The sequence below is a fragment of the Cellulomonas sp. ATA003 genome (assembly GCF_031582905.1).
Lineage (GTDB): Bacteria > Actinomycetota > Actinomycetes > Actinomycetales > Cellulomonadaceae > Pengzhenrongella.
This window is the reverse complement of the sequence record NZ_CP133990.1, coordinates 688925-708052: the sequence shown is the minus strand read 5'-3', so window position 1 is coordinate 708052 and position 19128 is coordinate 688925. Positions and strand designations below refer to the sequence as shown.

16 protein-coding genes and 4 pseudogenes are annotated in these 19128 nt (G+C 75.9%); 8 read left to right on the top strand and 12 right to left on the bottom strand.

The genetic code is table 11. The features are described from left to right. Positions 1-6 precede the first annotated feature (6 nt). Positions 7-372, bottom strand: coding sequence for a DUF3499 domain-containing protein (locus tag REH70_RS03580; RefSeq protein ID WP_310752319.1), 366 nt, complete (start codon positions 370-372; stop codon positions 7-9). A 309-nt stretch (positions 373-681) separates the two neighbouring features. On the opposite strand from REH70_RS03580, the gene REH70_RS03575 reads away from it, so the two are divergent. Further along, on the top strand, positions 682-960 hold the full coding sequence (locus REH70_RS03575; RefSeq protein ID WP_310752318.1) for a metallopeptidase family protein: 279 nt from the start codon (positions 682-684) through the stop codon (positions 958-960). An 11-nt stretch (positions 961-971) separates the two neighbouring features. Next, a pseudogene (locus REH70_RS20335) lies at positions 972-1739 on the top strand (glycosyltransferase family 2 protein); the annotation flags it as partial. Positions 1740-1843: 104 nt separating this feature from the next. Here REH70_RS20335 and REH70_RS20330 read toward each other — a convergent pair. The 4 genes and pseudogenes from REH70_RS20330 to REH70_RS03550 form a co-directional block, all read right to left on the bottom strand. Next, positions 1844-3516 (bottom strand): annotated as a pseudogene (locus REH70_RS20330) (DUF5719 family protein). Continuing rightward, positions 3513-4469 (bottom strand): hypothetical protein, encoded by a 957-nt coding sequence (locus tag REH70_RS03560; protein ID WP_310752311.1) that lies wholly within the window; start codon positions 4467-4469, stop codon positions 3513-3515. The pseudogene REH70_RS20330 and the gene REH70_RS03560 overlap by 4 nt, the downstream one beginning before the upstream one ends. 1689 nt (positions 4470-6158) lie before the next feature. After that, on the bottom strand, positions 6159-7271 hold the full coding sequence (locus REH70_RS03555) for a glycosyltransferase (protein ID WP_310752309.1): 1113 nt from the start codon (positions 7269-7271) through the stop codon (positions 6159-6161). Between the two features lie 33 nt (positions 7272-7304). Then, positions 7305-7631, bottom strand: coding sequence for a WhiB family transcriptional regulator (locus REH70_RS03550; protein WP_310752307.1), 327 nt, complete (start codon positions 7629-7631; stop codon positions 7305-7307). A 151-nt stretch (positions 7632-7782) separates the two neighbouring features. Here REH70_RS03550 and REH70_RS20325 point away from each other — a divergent pair. Then, positions 7783-8496 (top strand): annotated as a pseudogene (locus REH70_RS20325) (TIGR03089 family protein); the annotation flags it as partial. A gap of 290 nt (positions 8497-8786) precedes the next feature. Here the strand turns inward: REH70_RS20325 and REH70_RS20320 are convergent. Beyond that, the gene (locus REH70_RS20320; protein ID WP_396134721.1) at positions 8787-9221 is read right to left on the bottom strand and encodes a class I SAM-dependent methyltransferase; all 435 of its coding nucleotides are present in this window, start codon (positions 9219-9221) and stop codon (positions 8787-8789) included. A 334-nt stretch (positions 9222-9555) separates the two neighbouring features. Next, positions 9556-10746: a mannose-6-phosphate isomerase, class I gene (manA, locus tag REH70_RS03540; RefSeq protein WP_396134668.1), complete on the bottom strand. Its 1191-nt coding sequence runs from the start codon at positions 10744-10746 to the stop codon at positions 9556-9558. Positions 10747-10876: 130 nt separating this feature from the next. Here manA and rfbA point away from each other — a divergent pair, with 130 nt between their 5' ends. Then, entirely contained in the window at positions 10877-11761 is an 885-nt protein-coding gene (gene rfbA, locus REH70_RS03535; protein WP_310752303.1) for a glucose-1-phosphate thymidylyltransferase RfbA, read from the top strand. Between the two features lie 18 nt (positions 11762-11779). Here the strand turns inward: rfbA and rfbD are convergent, their stop codons facing one another. Next, the gene (rfbD, locus tag REH70_RS03530) at positions 11780-12631 is read right to left on the bottom strand and encodes a dTDP-4-dehydrorhamnose reductase (RefSeq protein WP_310752300.1); all 852 of its coding nucleotides are present in this window, start codon (positions 12629-12631) and stop codon (positions 11780-11782) included. A 101-nt stretch (positions 12632-12732) separates the two neighbouring features. On the opposite strand from rfbD, the pseudogene REH70_RS03525 reads away from it, so the two are divergent. The 4 genes and pseudogenes from REH70_RS03525 to REH70_RS03510 all read left to right on the top strand — a co-directional run bounded on the left by REH70_RS03525 (position 12733) and on the right by REH70_RS03510 (position 14967). After that, positions 12733-13352 (top strand): annotated as a pseudogene (locus REH70_RS03525) (dTDP-4-dehydrorhamnose 3,5-epimerase family protein). Positions 13353-13423: 71 nt separating this feature from the next. After that, positions 13424-14161, top strand: coding sequence for a glycosyltransferase family 2 protein (locus tag REH70_RS03520; protein ID WP_310754126.1), 738 nt, complete (start codon positions 13424-13426; stop codon positions 14159-14161). After that, entirely contained in the window at positions 14158-14553 is a 396-nt protein-coding gene (locus tag REH70_RS03515) for a DUF2304 domain-containing protein (protein WP_310752298.1), read from the top strand. The genes REH70_RS03520 and REH70_RS03515 overlap by 4 nt, the downstream gene beginning before the upstream one ends. A 36-nt stretch (positions 14554-14589) precedes the next feature. Beyond that, entirely contained in the window at positions 14590-14967 is a 378-nt protein-coding gene (locus tag REH70_RS03510; RefSeq protein WP_310754125.1) for a GtrA family protein, read from the top strand. Between the two features lie 70 nt (positions 14968-15037). On the opposite strand, the gene REH70_RS03505 is transcribed toward REH70_RS03510, so the two are convergent. The 4 genes from REH70_RS03505 to REH70_RS03490 all read right to left on the bottom strand — a co-directional run bounded on the left by REH70_RS03505 (position 15038) and on the right by REH70_RS03490 (position 18470). Beyond that, positions 15038-15298 carry a hypothetical protein gene (locus REH70_RS03505; protein WP_310752296.1) on the bottom strand — a complete coding sequence of 87 codons (261 nt, stop codon included), beginning with the start codon at positions 15296-15298 and terminating at the stop codon, positions 15038-15040. After that, a complete protein-coding gene (locus tag REH70_RS03500) occupies positions 15286-16617 on the bottom strand; it encodes a DUF2142 domain-containing protein (RefSeq protein WP_310752295.1) in 1332 nt (443 codons plus the stop codon). The genes REH70_RS03505 and REH70_RS03500 overlap by 13 nt, the downstream gene beginning before the upstream one ends. A 175-nt stretch (positions 16618-16792) precedes the next feature. Then, positions 16793-17920: a glycosyltransferase family 1 protein gene (locus REH70_RS03495; protein WP_310752293.1), complete on the bottom strand. Its 1128-nt coding sequence runs from the start codon at positions 17918-17920 to the stop codon at positions 16793-16795. 43 nt (positions 17921-17963) lie between these two features. Beyond that, entirely contained in the window at positions 17964-18470 is a 507-nt protein-coding gene (locus REH70_RS03490) for a glycosyltransferase (protein ID WP_310752292.1), read from the bottom strand. Between the last annotated feature and the right edge of the window lie 658 nt (positions 18471-19128).

Sequence of the window (19128 nt, the reverse complement as noted above, 5' to 3'; positions counted from 1 at the left end):
ACCACCCTAACCCTGACGTCCTTCTCCGCGGAGCACGCGGAGATGTCCTCGACGGCCGACCTCGGCGACCGGGAGCGGCTCGGGCCCGGGCTGGCGACGCGGGCGTCCCGCCTCGCGCACCGCGTCCGCGAGCGCCAGGAGGTCGTCGGGGCTCGGGCCCGACTGCTCGAAGTCCGGCGTGAGCCGCACGACCTCCCAGCCGCGCGGTGCGGTGAGACGCTCCGCGTGCTCGGCGCACAGGTCGTAGGAGTGCGGCTCGGCGTGGTTCGCCAGCGGCCCGAGGACCGCCGTCTGGTCGGAGTACACGTACGTCAGGGTCGCCACCGCCCCGCTGTCGCAGGCGGTGCGCGTGCACTGACGGACCGATCTCACACGCGAACGGTACCTGCCCGCCGCGCGGGCGCAGGCACCGGCACGCGGCGCGAGCGGGTGAACCGGCGCATGCCGCCTGCCGGACCCGCCGGATCCGCCGGCCCGCCGGACCCCGCAGCACGCGGACTAGGGTGCTGACGTGAGCAGAGCGCCCGCTCCCCGTGAGCCCGTCCAGCCGGTGCGGCGCCGTGACCGTCGGGGTCGCGGACTGCGCGGGCCCATGGTGCCCCCGTCCTTGCCCGCCTACCGCACCCGCGCCGAGCGGTTCGACGACGTCGTGCTGGCCGCGGTCGAGCGGCTCGAGAAGCGGTGGTCGCGCCAGCTCGACGGCGCGGAGTTCGCGGTCGAGGACGTCCCCCGTCGCAGCCCGCCCCATGGGAGCACGGTGGTGTCCCGCTCGGCCGGTACTTCCCCGCCGACGCGGGCCTGCCCGCCCGGATCGTCGTCTACCGGCGGCCCGTCGAGACGCGGGCCCTGGACGCCGACGAGCTCGAGGACCTGGTGCGCGACGTCGTCGTCGAGCAGGTCGCGCACCTGCTGGCCCGCAGCCCGGACGAGGTGGACCCCGAGTACAGCGGCGGGCACTAGCCTGTGGCGCGATGAGCCCCTCCTCACGCCCGCCGGTCCGCGTCGTCTGCGTGACGTACCGACCCGGTCCCGAGCTGGAGGACCTCGCGACCTCGCTCGCGACCGCGACCACGAGCCCGGTGACCCTCGTGCTGGCGGACAACGGGTCGACCGACGACCGCCCCGAGCGGGTCGCGGCCGCCCACGGCGGCCAGGTGCTGCGGATCGGCGAGAACGTCGGGTACGGACGCGCGGCGAACCGCGGCGCCGAGGGCGGCACCGAGCCGTGGCTCGTCGTGGTGAACCCTGACATCGTGTGGTCGCCGGGGTCGTTGGACGCGCTGCTCGACGCCGCGGACCGGCACCCGTCCGGCGGCGCGTTCGGACCGACGCTGCTCAACCCGGACGGCTCGGTGTACCCGTCGGCGCGTGCGCTGCCGTCGCTGACCCAGGGCGTCGGGCACGCGGTGTTCGCGCGGCTGTGGCCGCGCAACCCGTGGACGCGCGCCTACCAGCGCCGCCAGGAGTCCGCCGAGCGCACCGAGCGCGAGGCCGGCTGGCTGTCCGGTGCGTGCCTGCTGGTGCGCCGGGAGGCGTTCGAGGCCGTCGGGGGCTTCGACCCCGGCTACTTCATGTTCTTCGAGGACGTCGACCTCGGTGAGCGGCTCGGTCTGGCCGGCTGGCGCAACGTGTACGTGCCGTCCGCCCAGGTCACCCACGTCGGTGGGACGTCGTGGCGGGACCGCCCGGCCCGCATGATCGCCGCCCACCACGCGAGCGCCCGCCGCTACCTGCACCGTCGCTACCACCGCTGGTACCACGCCCCCTGCGGGCGGCGATCACGCTGGGCCTGGCGCTGCGGGAGGCGGTCGAGGTGCGCCGGTCGCGCTGACCGGGCACCACCTCACCGCGGCTCAGGGCAGGCCGAGCCGCTCCGCGCGGTGCACCCGGACCGCCGGCGGCGCCTGCGGCCCCGGGACGGGGGCGAGGACGGAGACCAGCTCGTCGGGTCCGCTGCCGGCCGTCGCGAGGACCCACCACGCCAGGGACGCGCGGGCGTCGTCGGCGTCGGCCGCGTCGTCGGCGTCGGCCGCGTCGTCCGCGTCGTCGGCGTCGTCCGCCGAGCCCGACCGGGCGCCGTCCGGCACGAGCTCGACCGCGGCGACGGGCTGACCGGCCCCGAGCTCGGCCGCGTCGACCCGCAGGGTCGTCCCGGCGGGCACCTGCAGGCTCCGCTCGGTGAGCACGCGACCCTCCGCGTCCAGCGCCCGCAGCACCCCACCGGCCGGTGCCAGGCCGTCGTCGTCGGCGTCCACCCCAGGGGCGCGACCGAGCCGACGACGACCGTCCCGCTCACGCCGTCGGGCACCGCGACCGCACCGGCCGCCCCCACCTCACCGGAGGGCACCCAGGCGCGCTCGAGCGTCGGGATGTCGTCGAGCTCGACCGGCGGGCCCTGGCGCGTGATCATCGCGCCCGCGACGACCGGTGTGGAGGCGTCGACGACGGCCGTGTAGGCGCCCGTCGGCAGCCCGGCCAGGGACACGTCGGTCACCTCGCCGGGGCCCAGGACGAGCCGCTCGGCGCCGGGCAGCGACACCGGCCCGTCGGGCCCGAGCAGCGTGAGCCGGACGGCCGCCCGCTCCTCCCCGGGCGCGAGGAGTCGCAGCTGGGCGGTGTCGGGGGCACCGGTCTCGCTCGCCGGGACGACGATCCCGCCGACCACCTGGCGGGTCGCGGGCGCGGCGCCGGCCGTGACGAGGTCCGTACCCGCCGGCGTGAACCCGTCGAGCCGGTTGTCCTGCACGTGCGCCGACACCAGGCCACCGGCCGCCGTCACGTGCACCGTGACGCGACGCTGCTCCGCCGCGACGCCCTCGAGGAGCACCGCGCGCTCGGCGCCCGGTGCGACGAGGAACGTGCCGCCGCCGACGGCCTCCACCGGGCCGCTCGGGCCCCACACCCGCAGGGACACCTCGGCGGGGTGCGCCCGGGGTTCACGACGACGAGCAGCGCGCTGCTGCCGACCTCGGTGCTGCCGCCGACCAGCCAGCTGCTCGCGGTGGGCAGCTGGCACGAGGCCGCGGCCAGACCCCGCAGGTCGCCCTCGGTGGTCACCGAGGCGCTCGCGCCACCGGCCGGTGCGGCCACCGGACCGGCGGGTTCGGCCCGCAGGAGCGTCGGCCCGTCGACGCCGGCCACGCCACCGACCCGTGCAGCGGGAGACCCCGACGCGGACAGGTCGAGCAGCGCCGGCCCGCCCCCGAGCGGCGACAGCGTGACCGGCGCGGCGACCGCCGCTCCCGGCGGGGCGGTCGTGACCACCCGCTGCGTGGTGAGGGTGTCTACCGGGGTGGGGTCGAACGCGGCGTCGCCGGACGCGCCGCCGTCCGGCTGCACGAGCGGGCCGGGGCACACGAGGGTCGTCGCGGTGGGCGGCACCTGGACGACCGACGCGGTCGCCTCGACGCGTGGCGGACCGGCCGGGACCGAGCCCGCCACGGCCACGCCGGCGGCGGCCACGACGACGGCGACCCCGGTCACCAGTCGGGTGACCCGCGCGGTACGGCGCCTCATCGGGCACCTCCGCGTCGGCGGCGCAGCGGCAGCGCCAGCAGGGCGGTGAGGCCCAGCACCACGGCCTGGACGACCGACCACACCCGCTGGTCGGTCGGCGCGTAGGCGATCCGCAGCTCACCGCCGGACGCGCCGAGCTGCCACGCCTGGCGCCAGCCGTCCGGCGCGGCGGTCAGCCTGCGGCCGTCCAACGTGGCGCGCCAGCCCGGGTCGGCGCGCTCGGCGAGCACGACGGTCCGGCCGTCCGCACCGGACGGCACGCGCGTCTCGACCACGAGCGTCTGCGCCGGGAGGGCGGTCGCCTCGGACCCGGGCTCCACGAGTCGGGCCCACGCGGTCACGGGGGTGGCGGCGGCCCCCGGGTCGGCGCCGTCGGCGTCGGCGGGGCCGGCGTCGTCGGGGGCGGCGTCGTCGGGGCCGTCCTCGTCGGGTGCGGCACCGGCGGCGGGTGCGGCGGGCGTGACCACGCGCCAGATGACGCCGGTCTCGCTCTCGGTGATCCGCTCGAGCCCGGCGGTCGCGTCGAGCCGACCGACGAGCTCGCCGCGAGCGGCGGCGGGCGCGGCGTCGGCGTCCGGGTCGGCGGCGGTGGTGGTCCCGGTCGACGGCTGCGGGGCCGGCGGCACGAGCACCGCACCGACGGCGAGGCGTGCGAGGTCGGCCGAGACGTCCCCCACCGCACCGGAGGCGAGCCGCGCGACGAGCCGCTCCACCTCGCGCGTCGCGGTGTCGGCGGCGGGGTCGACGACCTCCGGCCGACCGCCACCGCCGGTCAGGTCCCTCGCCCGCACGGCGGCGGACCTGTCGGTGAGCTGCGGGCCGTCGCCGCGCAGCAGGGTGAAGGCGACGCCGCCGTCGTCGGCCGCCGCGAGAGCCAGCACCCGGGAGCGGGCCTCGGACGTCTGGGCCTGCCGCCCCACCGCCGGCACGACGGGCGCCCGGACGCCGGACACGGCGACGGGCCCGTCCCCGTCGGGGGTCCCGACCGAGGGCGCGGCGCCGAACCAGGCCGCGAGCGGCGCGAGGGGGCGAGGGCCGCGGCGACCGCCAGGGCGCCGGCGGCGACCTGGCGGCGGCCGAACACGTGCGGGACCACCCGGGCGCGCACCCCGTCGGCGCCGAGCACCGCGGCGGCGAGCAGCCCGAGCACGGCGAGCGAGACCCCCGCGCCCGGCCACCCGCGCACCACCTCGCCGCCGACCACGGCGGTCCCGACCCGGCCCGCGACCACCGCGGCGCCGAGCCCGCACACGGCGGTCAGCCATCCCACCCGCACCCCCGGGTGACCGGTGCACCGCGCAGCAGCGCGAGGAGCGCGAGCAGGACGAGGACCGCACCGAGCACGTACGGCAGCACCGCGGCCAGGTCGTCGCCCACCCACCGCGCCAGCCCGGCGCCCCGGTCGCCGGGCGGTGTCGGCAGGGCGAGCAGCGCCTGCCACGCGGGTCCCGCGGTGGAGGCGACCGGGAGCCCGGGCTCGGCGAGCAGCGCGCGCCACCCACCCGCGTCCCACCGGCTCAGGGCGTCCTGGACGAGCGGTCCGGCGACGACCAGCGCGGGCAGGGCCACGAGAACCAGGCGCCAGCGGTGCGCACGGGCGACGACGGCGACGGCGAGCAGCACGAGGAGCCCGGCCGGGAGGAGCACCGGTGCACCGGCGACGGACGCCGCGAACGCGAGCCCGCCCGCGGCGGCGGCGGTGATCGACCCGGCCCGTGCGCGGCTCGGGTCACGCGGCGGCACGCCCGGCACGGGCGGCGGCCGGGTCGGGTCGGGCACGGCGAGCGCCGTCGCCCCACGCGCGACCGGCGCCTCGACGGGGTGCTCGTCGGCGTCCGCAGCCGTGCGGGCGGCACGGTCGTCGGGGCCGGCGTCCGGGGCGTCGTCCGGGGCGTCGTCGTCGTGCGGGGAGCGCGCGCCGACGAGCCCGGAGGCGACGACGTCGCGGCGGTGGACCCCGAGCGCGCGGGCGACCCCGAGCGCGACCCACGGCAGCGCGGCGTGCGCGACGACGGCGCCCAGCCGGCCTTCGTCCAGGGCCTGGTGGAGCGCCGGGACGGCCACCCACACCACGGCGGCCCACCAGCGCAGCCCCACCGAGCGAGTGGCGGCGCCCGCGGCGAACCAGGCGCCCGCGCCGGCGACGAGCAGGCCGGTGAGGTGCAGCACCGCGACCGCGGCCTGCGCGCTGCCCCCGGTCAGCGCGGTGACCGGCACGAGGAGGGTGAGCAGCGGGTCGGCCGGACCGGGGTACCCCAGTCCTCCGGGCACCCAGCCCGACGTCACGATCCGCCACACCTCGCCGAGGTCGGCCCCGGCCGGCAGCAGTCCGCCGCCCACGAGCCACTGGCCACCCACGGCCGCCGCGATCAGCGGCCCGAGCCGGGCCACGGTCAGCGCCACCAGGGCGACACCGAGAGCTGCGAACCCCAGGCGGCGCCGGGTCGCCAGGGCGTCGAGCTCGGCGAGCTCGAGCTCGCTGGGCGCCTGCCGGACGCGGCTCGCCTCACGGCGCGCGAGCACCCGGTCGCGCTCCTCGCGCAGCACGTCGCGCCAGGACGCCTGCAGGGGCCGCAGGGAGCGTCGCGGCAGTCGGCGGGTACTCCGGGCCAGGGCACGGGAGCGCGCCATCCGCGCCGGGTTCAGCACCGCGACGACCGGGGCCGCGAGCTCGGCGGTCGCGAGGACGGCGTCCTTCGTGGCGACGCGGTACAGCGACCGCAAGGCCGCAGCGATGAGGAAGACGACCGTGAGCACGGGCAGCAGCGGCAGCGGCACCGCGGCGAGCTGCGCGTGCACGTGCGCCCGCCGTCGGGTCGCGAACGACCGGCGGTGGTCGTGCGGCGGCGGTCCGCCGGCGGCGTCGGGCGCGACGTGCGGATGGGGGTCGTGGACGGCCGCTCCGGTGAGGACGTGCAGCAGGTCGTCGTCGCGCAGGCCGGCGTACGACGCCCGCGCGTGCCGGACCACGGCACGCGGGACCACGACCACGCGGTGCCCGGCCAGGCGGGCACGGCGGCACAGGTCCAGCCCGTCACCGAACGGGCCGAGCGCCGGGTCCGGTCCCCCAGCTCGTCCCAGACGTCGTGGCGCACCAGCGCCCCCGCGAGCCCGACGGCCAGCACGTCCTCCCGGCCGTCGTGCTGGCCCTGGTCCACCTCGCCGTCCTCGACGCCGGTCACGCGCCGACCCAGCCGCGAGGTGGTGAGCCCGACTTCGAGCAGGCGGTCCGGGGTGTACCAGCCGCGCTGCTTGACGCCGGCGACCGCGACCGACGGCGCGTGCTCGATCACGCGGACGAGCTCGGCGAGCGCGTCCGGCGCGGGGGCGGAGTCGTCGTGCAGCAGCCACAGCCACGCCGCCGCGGCGTCGTCGGCGTCGACCGGCGTGCCCGTGGCGGTGCCCGTGGCGGGTGCGGTGGCGGGGCTGGCGGCGGGGGCGCCCAGGGCCGTGCGCACGGCGTCGCCGAACGTGCGCGCCCCCGGGGCGGGCACCGTGCGCGGCTGCGCGTCGGCTCCGCCGAGCGTGGCCTGGACGAGGTCGTCGACGCGCGCGGGGTCGACCGCGGAGTCGTCGGTCGACGGCGCCTTGGCGTCCACGACGAGGACGGCGTCCGGTGGCCGGCTCTGGTCCGCGAGCGCACGCAGCGTCGTCCCCAGGTAGCGGGTGGGTCCACGCGTCACGACCACCGCGGTCACGCGGGGGCCGCGGCGCAGCGGGATCTGTCCGGTGACGGGTGCCAGTGAGTCAGTCATCTGTCCCTATGGTGCGCCCGTCACGGGCGGTGGTCAGACCACGCGACGCTTGAGCTTGCGCCGCTCCCGCTCCGACAGGCCGCCCCAGATGCCGAACCGCTCGTCGTGCTCGAGCGCGTACTCCAGGCACTCCGAGCGCACGTCGCAGCCCGTGCACACGCGCTTCGCCTCGCGCGTCGAGCCGCCCTTCTCCGGGAAGAACGCCTCCGGGTCGGTCTGGGCGCACAGTGCACGCTCCTGCCACCCCATGGCAGGGTCGTCCTGCGGGGTGCCGAAGATGGGCAGCACGGGGGCCACCGCGGTGACCGGACGGTCGTGGTCCGAGGGGAACGGGCCGTCCTCGTCGAGCAGATTCCACATGCAGGTGCCTCCGGCTCGAATGCGACGGGAAGTTGATTTCGCTGGGGGAATTACACGCGTGTCGTTCCCGATAGTCAAGCGGGCAGGTGGTAGGCGGTGGACGGTCCGACCGTGACGGGACCGCACGGGCGGCTGCCCTACCCTGGGAGCCATGACTCCCGCGTCCGTGGCCCAGGTGCTCGACCTCGTCACCCGGGAGCCGGGGCGGCCCCGGCTGACCTGGTACGGGGACGGCGGTGAGCGGGTCGAGCTCTCCGGGGCCGTCCTGGCGAACTGGGTGTCCAAGACGACGAACCTCCTGGTCGAGGAGCTCGACGCCGGCCCGGGCACCCGGATCCGTCTGGACCTGCCGCCGCACTGGCGGACCGTGCTGTGGGCGCTGTCCGCATGGCGCTGCGGAGCGACGGTCGTCGTCGGTGGCGACGGGGCGCCGGCCGACGTCGTCGTCACCGACCGGGTCGACACCCACTCCGACGCGGGCCAGCTCGTCGCCGTGGCGCTCCCGGCGCTCGCGCGGGCCGTCGACGGCGACCTCCCGCCCGGCGCCATCGACGCCGCGTCGGCCGTCATGACCTACGGGGACGTCCTCGGGTGGGTGCCGGGCACCGAGCCCGACCGTCCCGCGCTCGAGACCGCCGCCGGCGTCGCGGTGACGCACGCGGAGCTGCTGGCCCCGGCCACGACCCCCACCGCTCCGGGCGCCCGCGTGCTCCTGGCGACCGGTGGCGACCGGTACGACGCGGTGCTCGAGCTGCTGCGCTCGACGCTCGCGGTGCTGTCCGCCGACGGCTCGCTCGTCCTGGTCGCCGAGCCCGTCGCGGCGGACCTCGCCGCCGACCCGCCCCGCCGCGAGCGCCTCGTCGCCACGGAGCGCATCAGCGCCCCCGCTGACGGCGCGGCGGCGAGAGCCGCCGGCCCGGCTCCCGCCGCGGTGACGTCAGGACGCGTCCGGCTTGCGGAAGGCGACCAGCATGATGTCGCTCAGCCGTCGGGAGTTGAGCAGCGGCGCGGCCAGCCACCCCACGACGACGGAGGCCACGGTGACCGGCGACGGGCGGCGGTCGAAGTGCGCCCGCGACCACAGTCCCCGCCGGCTCATGCTCGGCAGGTGCGCCACGTCGACCACCTCCAGGCCGAGCGACCGTCCCAGTCGGGTCAGGCCGTCCGCGTCGAAGTACCACAGGTGCGGAGACGGCAGCCCGCGCTGCCACAGGCGGTCGGACACGCCCGGCACGCCCATCCGGCGCAGCACCTCGGCGGCACGGTAGACGACCCCCGGCGGTCCGGGATGTTGACGACCAGGAGCCCGCCCGGCACGAGCCGGCTCGCGCTCTCCTCGACGGCAGCGCGCGGGTCCGGCAGGTGCTCGAGCACGTCGTTGAACGTGATGACGTCGAAGCGGTCGTCCGGCCGCAGAGCGTCGGGGAAGAAGCCCACCCGCACGTCGGCGCCGTCGTCGATGGCACGGCGCGCGACGGCGACGTCCGGCTCGACGCCCACGGCTCGCAGCCCCGCGTCGGTCGCCTGCCGGAGCAGCCAGCCGTGCGCGCTGCCCACGTCGAGCAGCCTCGCCCCGGGTGGTGCCCCCATGCCGTGACCCGCGCCACGACCGTCGCGTTGTTCCGCCTGCGCAGCTCGTGCAGTCCCGTCGCGCGGGCGTCCTCGTCCACGAGGTCGACCCTGTCGTTGATCGTGACGTCGAGGTCGGACGCCTGCGTGCCGCACTCGGCACACCGGAACTGCCACGTGGTCGCCATCGAGCTCATCGGGGTGAGGCAGACGCAGCAGACGGGGGCGGGCACGCCCGACACCCTACCGGCGAGGCATGGGGCGTCGGCCGCGCCACAGGCACCACCGGCACCCCGGCCGCGGCAGGGCGGCGCCGGCCATGTCACGGGCGTTCAGCGACCCCGGGACCGCCGTCTCACGGCACGTCGGCCTGCACCAGGGTGCCCGTCCCGCAAGCCGTGAGCACTCCCTCGGACGCCGGCACGAAGACGGACCGCCCCGGCTCCAGGCGCACCTCGTCGCCGCCGGACGCCACGGTGACCGAGCCGTCGAGGCACAGCAGGATGCGGGGCCCGCGCCCGGGCAGCGGGTGGACGGCCTCGTCGAGCAGCTCGGTGACGGACAGCTCGAAGTCGTCGACGGGGGCGTAGAAGACGCGGGTCGCGCCGTGGAACACCTCGGGTGCGGTGCGGATCGGTGGGGCGGCGACGTAGTCGACCACCTCCAGGAGCTCCTCCACGTCGACGTGCTTGGCCGTCAGCCCCGCACGGAGCACGTTGTCGGAGTTCGCCATGACCTCGACACCGAGCCCTTCCAGGTAGGCGTGGACGCCACCGGCGGGGACGAAGAGCGCCTCTCCCGGCTGGAGCGAGACCGGGTTGAGCAGCAACGAGGCCACGATCCCCGGGTCTCCGGGGTGGGCGTCGGCGAGCGTGAGGACCGTGGTGTCGGCCCGGGGCGACGTCGACCCGGCGGCCAGGCGGTCCCGGCACGCGGCGACGAGCTCGGCGACGTCCTCCGGCGACGGGCGGCTGGCCGGGGCGAACAGGCTCGTGAAGGCGGCCCGGACCCCACCGGGCGACGGGTCCGCCCGCAGCTGGCTGCGCAGCTTCTCGGCGACGGGTGACCCGAGCCCGGCGAACAGCTCGGCGGCGCGACGTGGCGCCCGGAAGCCGCACAGGGCCTCGAAGGGCGTCAACGCGTAGACCAGCTCCGGCTTGTGGTTGCGGTCGCGATAGCTCCGGTGCGGCGCGTCGACCGGGATGCCCGCGCGCTCCTCCGCGTCGAACCCGGCCCGGGCGCGCTCGACGTGCGGGTGCACCTGCAGGGACAGCGGCTGCGCGGGGGCGATGAGCTTGAGCAGGTACGGCAGGCAGTCGCCGAAGCGCGCCCGGACGTCGTCACCGAGCATCGTGCTCGGGTCCGAGGCGATCAGCGCGGCGAGGTCGCCGTGGACCTGGTCGTCCAGCGCCGCCGGTGCGCTCCGGTGGGCGCCGAACCACATCTCGGCGACCGGCGACCCGTCCGCCGGCGTACCGAGCAGCTCGGGGATGGCGTCCTTCGAGCCCCACGCGTAGTCCCGCGTGACTCCTCGCATCGTGTACACCCGCACGTCCTCTCGTCGTCGCCCAGGCTAATCGGCCGTCCGGCGGCCCATGACAGGGTCCCGGCCGTGCCGGTGCGACGCGGCGGCAGCCCGGCGGTCACCCACGGACTCGTGCGGCACACTAGGGGCCATGCGCGGGATCATCTTGGCCGGAGGCTCGGGGACACGACTGCACCCGATCACGTTGGGCGTCAGCAAGCAGCTCGTCCCGGTGTACGACAAGCCGATGATCTACTACCCCCTGTCGACCCTGATCCTCGCGGGCATCCGTGACGTCCTGGTGATCACGACGCCGCACGACGCGGAGCAGTTCCAGCGCCTGCTGGGCGACGGCTCGCAGTTCGGGATCTCCATCACGTACACCGTCCAGGAGCAGCCGAACGGCCTCGCGCAGGCCTTCGTCCTCGGGGCCGACTTCGTCGGCTCCGACGCCGCGGCGCTCGTGCTCGGCGACAACATCTTCTACGGTCCCGGCCTCGGCTCGCGCCTGGAGCGCTTCGCGGACATCGACGGCGCCGCCGTCTTCGCCTACCGCGTCGCGGACCCGACCAGCTACGGCGTGGTCGAGTTCGGCGCAGACGGCATCGCGCTGTCCCTGGAGGAGAAGCCCGCACAGCCCAAGTCCAGCTATGCCGTGCCCGGGCTGTACTTCTACGACAACGACGTGCTGGCGATCGCCCGCGACCTCGAGCCGTCCGCGCGCGGCGAGTACGAGATCACCGACGTGAACCGCACCTACCTCGAGCAGGGCCGCCTGCAGGTCGAGGTGCTGCCCCGCGGGACCGCGTGGCTCGACACCGGCACGTTCGACTCGCTACTCGAGGCGTCGGACTACGTGCGGACGGTCGAGCACCGGCAGGGCCTGAAGGTGGGGTCGCCGGAGGAGGTGGCGTGGCGCCGTGGCTTCCTCACCGACGACGAGCTGCGTCAGCGGGCCGAGCGCCTCGTGAAGTCGGGGTACGGCACCTACCTGCTGGAGCTGCTGGAGCTGCGGGAGAACGACCCGCTCGCCTGACCTCGTCCGGCGCCGCCGTCAACCGGCGGCGAGCACGCCGTCCGCCGCGGCCGCCCAGCGCTCGGCCCAGTCGCCGATCGGCGCCACCCCGGCCGCCCGCAGTCGCTCGTGCCCCAGCACGGAGTACGCCGGTCGGGCTGCCGGGCGGACGAACGCCGCGCTCGAGGTGCGGGCCACCACCGCGGGGTCCAGCCCGGCGCTCGCCACGACCGCCTGCGCGAAGCCGTGCCAGGACACCTCGCCCGACGACGTCCCGTGGTAGGTCCCCGCCGGCGCCCCGGCGGTCACCAGCCGCAGCACGAGGTCGGCGAGGTCGCCGGTCCAGGTCGGCTGCCCCACCTGGTCGTCGACGACGTCCAGGCCGCCGCGCTCGCGCGCCACCCGCGCGATGGTCTTCGGGAAGCACCCGCCGTGCGCGCCGTACAGCCACGCCGTGCGCACGAGGAGATGGTCGGGGCACTCGGCCCGCACCGCCCACTCCCCCGCGGCCTTGGTGCGGCCGTACGCGGAGCGCGGGTCGATCGGGGCGTCCTCGGCGTACGGGCTGGACGCGTGCCCGTCGAAGACGTAGTCGGTCGAGACGTGCACGAGGCGGGCACCGGCGACGCGCGCGGCCCGGGCCACGTTCGCCGCACCCACGGCGTTGACCGCGAAGGCCTCCGGCTCGTGCTCCTCGGCCGGGTCCACAGCGGTGTAGGCGGCGCAGTTGACCACCACGTCGGCCCCCTCGGCCAGCCCGGCGGTCGCCGCCGGGGCGGTGATGTCGACCGACGAGCGGTCCACCGCCCGCACCTCGTGCCCGCCGCGCTCGAGCAGCGCCGTCATCTCCCGGCCGAGCATGCCCCCTGCCCCCACCACCACCCAGCGCACAGCGCGTCTCCCCACGTCGTCTCGTCAGCCCGCCCAGACTAGGGGCTGACTACGCTGGACCGCCGTCGACGACCGACGCAGCCAACGCCGAGAGGACCACCATGACGTACCGCGAGCTCGAGGTCCCCGGGGCGTGGGAGATCACCCCGAAGCAGCACGGAGACCCCCGCGGGGTCTTCCTCGAGTACTTCCAGGGCGGTCCGTTCACCGAGGCGGTGGGGCATGCCTTCGACCTGCAGCAGGCGAACTGCTCGGTGTCCGCGGCCGGCGTGCTGCGGGGAATCCACTTCGCCGACGTCCCCCGGGGCAGGCGAAGTACGTCACCTGCGCCAAGGGCGCCGTCCTCGATGTCGCGGTGGACCTGCGGGTGGGCTCGCCGACGTTCGGCCGCTGGGACGCCGTCCTGCTCGACGACGTGGACCGACGCGCGATCTACCTCAGCGAGGGCCTCGGTCACGCGTTCATGTCCCTCGAGGACGACTCGACGGTGCTGTACCTGTGCTCCACCGGGTACGCACCCGGACGCGAGCACGGCATCCACCCGCTCGACCCCGAGGTCGGCATCGCCTGGCCGACCACGGGCCGCGACGGCCGGACCCTCACCCCGCAGCTCTCCGACAAGGACGCGGCGGCGCCCAGCCTGGCGCAGGCCGTCGGATCCGGCCTCCTGCCGGTGCACGACGACGTCGTGGCCTACGTGGCGTCCCTCGGCGGGCGATGACGGCGGCGCGCCGACCTCGGCCCGCCGGCCGGGTTCGCCACCTCGCCGGCCGCTAGGATCGACCGGTGCATGTGCCTGGACGCTCACCCGAGCTCGTCGTGCTGCCCGCGTGGAACGAGGAGGGCTCGCTCGGCGGAGTCCTGCAGGAGCTCGCCGACGGGCTGCCGCACGTCGACGTGCTGGTGGTCAGCGACGGATCGACCGACCGCACCGCGGAGATCGCCCGGACGGCCGGTGTCGCGGTCCTCGAGCTCCCCATCAACCTGGGCGTCGGAGGGGCCATGCGAGCCGGCTACAAGTACGCGGAGCGGCACGGGTACGGCGTCATGGTCCAGCTCGACGCCGACGGGCAGCACGACCCCAAGGACGTCCCCCGACTGCTGGCCGTCCTGCACGACGAGGCGGCCGACGTGGTCATCGGTGCGCGGTTCGCGGGCACCGGCACGTACGCCGTCCGGGGCCCCCGACGCTGGGCGATGACACTCCTGTCGCGCGCGCTGTCGCGGGTGACCGGGACACGGCTCACCGACACCACATCGGGGTTCAAGGCGTGCGGTCCTCGGGCGATCGCCATCTACGCGCGCAACTACCCCGCCGAGTACCTCGGAGACACCGTGGAGGCGCTGGTGACCGCCGCACGTGCCGGGCTGGTCGTGCGCCAGGTCGGCGTGACGATGCGCGCCCGGGCTGCGGGCACCCCGTCCCAGTCGCCGGCGAAGGCCGCTCTCTTCCTCGGCCGGGCGGTCCTCGCGCTCCTCCTGGCGCTGGTGCGTCCGCGAGAGGTCTTCGACCAGGTGGCGGCGGCGTGAGCGGGTACGCGCTGTCGATCACGCTGTCGCTCGTCTTCCTGGCGCTGCTCTTCGGCCTGCTGCTCACCCGCAGGGTGAAGGAGAAGTACGCGGCGATCTGGATCGTCCTGGGGCTCGGCGTGTGCCTGCTCGCCGCCTTCCCCAGCGTCGTCTTCTGGCTCACGGACGTGACGGGCGTGCAGGTTCCGGCGAACCTCCTCTTCGCGCTCGCGATGAGCGTCCTGCTCGCCGTGTGCCTCCAGATCAGCGGCGAGCTCTCCACCATGGAGGAGGAGATGCGCACGCTCGCCGAGGAGCACGCGCTGCTGGAGGCCCGGGTGCGCGAGGTCGAGAACCGCCACCCGCAGCCTGACGCACCCGCGGCTCGGCCGTCTCCCGGCCACGAGGGCTGAGTCGTCGTCGCCGAGTCGTCGCGCCTCGAGGCGGCACTGGCCGCGGCGCGCCGGAGCCGGGTCGTCGCCTACCTCGTCATCGGCGGCGTCAGCTACGTGATCGACGCCGGACTGCTCCACGTCCTGTCGCGCGCCGGGATGCCCGTGTGGGCAGCCGCCACCGTGGGGTTCTGGACCAGCGTCGTGGCCAACTTCCTGCTCAACCGTCCGAGGTTCAGCTCCCCGGCCGGTGCCGGGGTGCACCGGCACGCGCTCCGCTACGGCGCGCTCCTCCTGGCGAACTTCGTCGTCACGCTGATCATCCTCGAGGTCGGCTCCCGGCTGGGCCTGCCCGTGCTGGTCTCCAAGACGCTGGCGGTCGTGCTGACCACGGGCTGGAACTTCGTCCTGTACCGCGCCTGGGTCTTCCGCTGACCGGTCCGCCCGTCCCGTCCCGCACGCACGGGCGGCACGTGCGGCGCGTGCTGCACGCGCGGCGCCGAGACTACGAGGACCGGTCGAGCACGGGTCGCGGGGCGGCCGGCTGCTCGCGGACCTGCGCACGGCCGTCCCTGCGGCAGACGAGCGCCAGCACCAGCCAGAGCACGGCGTACGCGGCGGCCCCGGTGAGGAACCCGACCGGGGACTGCCAGTCCGGCGCATCCGTCACGAGGTCGCCGGTCGCGCCCTCGCTGTAGCGCCGCAGCGCCCAGTAGAAGCCGGCGACGTGCGCCACGACCAGCACCGGCAGGGTCACCGCGAACACCCGCCTCGCCACGTCGACGTCCGCGGCGGGCGCGTCGTCCGTCGTCCCGTCCGACATGCCGATCGCCGTCGCCGCCACCAGGGCCACCCCGACGGCGAGGGGCAGCGCATAGCGCCCCTGCCAGATGAGGCCGGCGTCGGGCGCGGTCGGCAGCTGGAGGAACGGCGCCGCGGCGACCCCGAGCAGGACCAGCCCGAGCGCGAGCCGGGTCCGGAGCCGGGTGCTCGCGGCGAACGCGAGCAGGACGAGCACACCCAGCGCGGCGTACCAGCCGATGAACGTGACGGGCGGCGAGGGGTGTCGAGCCACCCGAAGTTCCCGATCATCTGCTGGAGGTAGTTGTAGCTGCTGCCCGAGATCTCCAGGAGTGCCACCGCCTGGTCGGCGAGGCGCGGGTGCAGTCCCCGCGCGGACACAGCCCCACCGTGCGTGGCCGTCCACGCCGCCATGGCGAGGCCGGACAGCACCGCCAGACCAGCGACCCAGGGAGCCAGCCTGTGACGCACCAGCTGTCGCAGACGACCAGCGGGCGCGACGACGGCGACGACCACGACGACCGCGAGCGCCCAGAACGGAGAGCTGTCGCGGATGTTCACCAGGAGTGCGCCCGCGACACCGGCGTGCACGAGCGCGCCCGTCGTGATGCGGCCGCGCGGGACCACGAGCGCGAGGCAGGCGGTCCAGAAGCTGAACGCCGTCGCGATCTCCCAGCCGTTCGGGTTGACCGTGCCGAACAGGAAGAAGCACATCGGCGTCAGCGCCGCCACGCACCCCCAGGTGGCCACGTGCCGGGGCAGGACCTGACGGAGCCGGTACGCACCCCACGTCACCATCACCACGGAGATGAGCGCCGACGCCAGCCGCATGCCGTACACGGCTGCCTCACCCGTCAGCAGGAGCGAGGGCCAGCCCACGAGCAGGTAGTACAGCGGGGGGTACTGCCCGGCGAAGGTCTCCACGGCGACGGTCTGCCCGGTCCGCCCGGGAAGGTCCGGCGCGCAGTCTGCGGGCTGGTCGGGCTGGAACGCGTAGCAGTTCGGCAGCACCAGCGTCTGGGCGATGTCGTTCGGCAGCTCGACGACCGTGGCCGCGCCCGGTCGCGACGTGTCCGTCGGCGGCGGCCCGAGGGTGCCGCTCCACTGGCCGCGGGCGACGGCGGCGGCCTTGACCACGTGGCTGCCCTCGTCCGGGGACGCCATCAGCGGCATGGCCAGGGACCACAGCGCGACGATCCCCATGAGCAGGGCTGCCACGCCCACCCACGGCCAGGTCGCCCCGACCCGGGAGTCGGTGCGGCTGCCGGTCGGGCTCTGCGCCATGGTGCGTGGGGCTCCTCGTCGTACGGGTTCCATGGCCGGAGCGGCCGCCGAGCGCCTGAAGTATAGGTGCGCGCCGCCGTCGTCCCGCGGCACGTGGCGGCCCCGCACGCACCCCGGCGGGGACCCGGCCGCACTCGCCGGATCTCGTCGTGCGCCACCTCAGTCGGGCGCCACCTCAGCGGCGCGAACGAGCCGCGCGCTCGTACGCGCGCAGGTGCACCTCGGCTGCCGCGGTCCAGGTGAAGCTCGCTGCGCGTACGACGGCCGCAGCCGAGAGTCGCGCGCGCCCGACCGGGTCGGCCAGCAGCTCGGCGAGCCCGGCCGCGATGGCCGTCTCCTCGACCCCGCAGTAGGCGACCGCGTCGCCACCGACCTCGGGCAGGGACAGCTCGCGGGTGGTGAGCACCGCCGCCCCGCATGCCATCGCCTCGAGCACGGGCAGGCCGAAGCCCTCGCCGAGGCTCGGGTACGCGAGCACGATCGCGCCGGAGAGGAATCCCGGCAGGTCGGCCAGCGGCAGGTAGCCCGGGCGCACCACCTGCAGGTGGTCGGGCACCGCGGCGACGGCCGGGTCGACGGCGTCGTCCCATCCGCGCCCGCCGGCCAGCACGAGCGCGGGCGGGTCGGGGAGCCCCTCGACCGACCTGGCCCAGCCCCGGATGAGCGCGGGGACGTTCTTACGGGGCTCGAGCGTGCCGAGGAAGCCGACGTAGTCGCGCGTGCCCAGCCCCAGCGACCGCCGTACCCGCGCGCGCTCGGCGTCGTCGACGGGATGGAAGACGCCGGCGTCCACGCCGTGGTGCGCGACGTGGAAGCGGCCGGCGTCCCCGCCGGTGAACCGCAGCACCTCGTCGCGGGTCGCGGCCGAGGGCACCACGAGGCCCGCGGCGCGCCGGACCGCCAGCCGGGTCGCGGCGCGGAAGAAGCGCGCCTTGACCGGGGAGTGCAGCTCCGGATGGCTGAAGAACGTCGCGTCGTGCAGGGTCACCACGACGGGGCACCCGGCCACCTGCGGCATCGTGTAGTGCGGGCTGTGCAGCACGTCCGCCCGGACAGCCCGCACGAGCCGGGGCAGACCGACCTGCTCCCACGCCATCCGCACCGGCCGTCGCCCGACCGCGGCGGGGGCGGGGACCACCTCGCCGCCCGGGACGAGCGCCGACATCGTGGCGGCGTCACGGGGCTGGCACGCGACCACGAGGTCCGCGCCGAGCCCGGTGAGCGCCGGCAGCAGCTCGTCGACGTACCGGCCCACGCCCCCGCGGTCGGCGGGGATGGCGGTCGCGTCGAGGAGGATGCGCATCGGGCGATCGTAGGGCGGTGCCACCCGCTCGTGAGCGACCCGGTCAGTCGGCCTCGTGCTTGGCGAGCACGTCGTGCAGCTGCTGGCCCATCAGCTCCCGGTCGTAGCGACGACGGGCCTGCGTGGAGTAGCGCTCCGCGAGCGTGTGCGCCTGCCGACGGTCACCGGTCAGCCCCCGGAGACGACGTCGCCACGCGCCTGCGTCCTGCGCCGGGAGGAGCAGGCCGGTCTGCTCGTGCACCACCGCATCTCGGAGGCCCTCCAGGTCGGCGGCGAGGACCAGGGCGCCGCGCATCGCGGCCTCCACCGCGACCAGCCCGAAGCCCTCCATGTCACCCGGGACGGGCACGTTCGGCTGCACGAACACGTCCGAGCCGCGCATGAGGAGCTCCTTGTCCTGCGCGCTGACGGCGCCGAGCAGGCGCACGCGATCCACCACCCCTCGCCGGCGGGCGGCGTCCTCGATGTCCGCTGCCTCGGGGCCTTCCCCAGCGACGAGGTACACGACCCCGTCGACGTCGGGGAGCACCTCGTGCACGAACCACCGCACCCCTTGCGACGCACGAGACGGCCCAGCGTGAGGACGACCAGCGACGAATCGGGTACGGCGTACCGGTCGCGCACCGCAGCGCGTGCTTCGACGGTGCCCGGTGAGGCGGCCGGCTGCTCGGCACCCAACCGCACGATGTGCACGCGCGAGCGGTCCACACCAGCGGCGACCACCGAGTCCGCGGTCGCCCTGCTGATCGCCAGCACCAGCGGGGCATGCGGCAGCACTCGACGCAGGCACCACTGGTACAGGGGCTGCGTCCACACGACGTCCTTGCCCATCGCCATGGTCGCGTGCGGGACGCGCAGCAGGAGCAGCAGCGGTCGCAGGAGCTGGTAGAGCACCACGTCCCCGACCAGCACTCTGGACACCCGCCGACGCAGCACCGCGGCCGCCACCGTCCACGCCGCCGGCACCAGCCACAGCGGCATGCGAGCGTTGGTGCCTCCGTGGGCCACGAGCACGTCCCGGCCGGGCCGCCCCGCGGACATCGTGGCCCAGACGTCGTTCGCGAGCGTCTCCATGCCGCCGACCGACGGCGGGAACTTCCGCGTGACGAAGAGGGTCGCGTCGGGCATCACCGCACGATACGCGACGGCCGACGCGTCGGGGGTGCGCGCCGGCCCGCGGCTAGGCTCTCGGGATGCCTCGCGTCCTG

Excerpts from the sequence above, each read along its gene's own strand:
- REH70_RS03500 (WP_310752295.1), bottom strand. The coding sequence starts at position 16,617 with ATGGCGCAGAGCCCGACCGGCAGCCGCACCGACTCCCGGGTCGGGGCG.
- REH70_RS20320 (WP_396134721.1), bottom strand. The coding sequence starts at position 9,221 with ATGGGGGCACCACCCGGGGCGAGGCTGCTCGACGTGGGCAGCGCGCAC.
- REH70_RS03555 (WP_310752309.1), bottom strand. The coding sequence starts at position 7,271 with ATGACTGACTCACTGGCACCCGTCACCGGACAGATCCCGCTGCGCCGC.
- rfbA (WP_310752303.1), top strand. The coding sequence starts at position 10,877 with ATGCGCGGGATCATCTTGGCCGGAGGCTCGGGGACACGACTGCACCCG.
- REH70_RS03550 (WP_310752307.1), bottom strand. The coding sequence starts at position 7,631 with ATGTGGAATCTGCTCGACGAGGACGGCCCGTTCCCCTCGGACCACGAC.
- REH70_RS03495 (WP_310752293.1), bottom strand. The coding sequence starts at position 17,920 with ATGCGCATCCTCCTCGACGCGACCGCCATCCCCGCCGACCGCGGGGGC.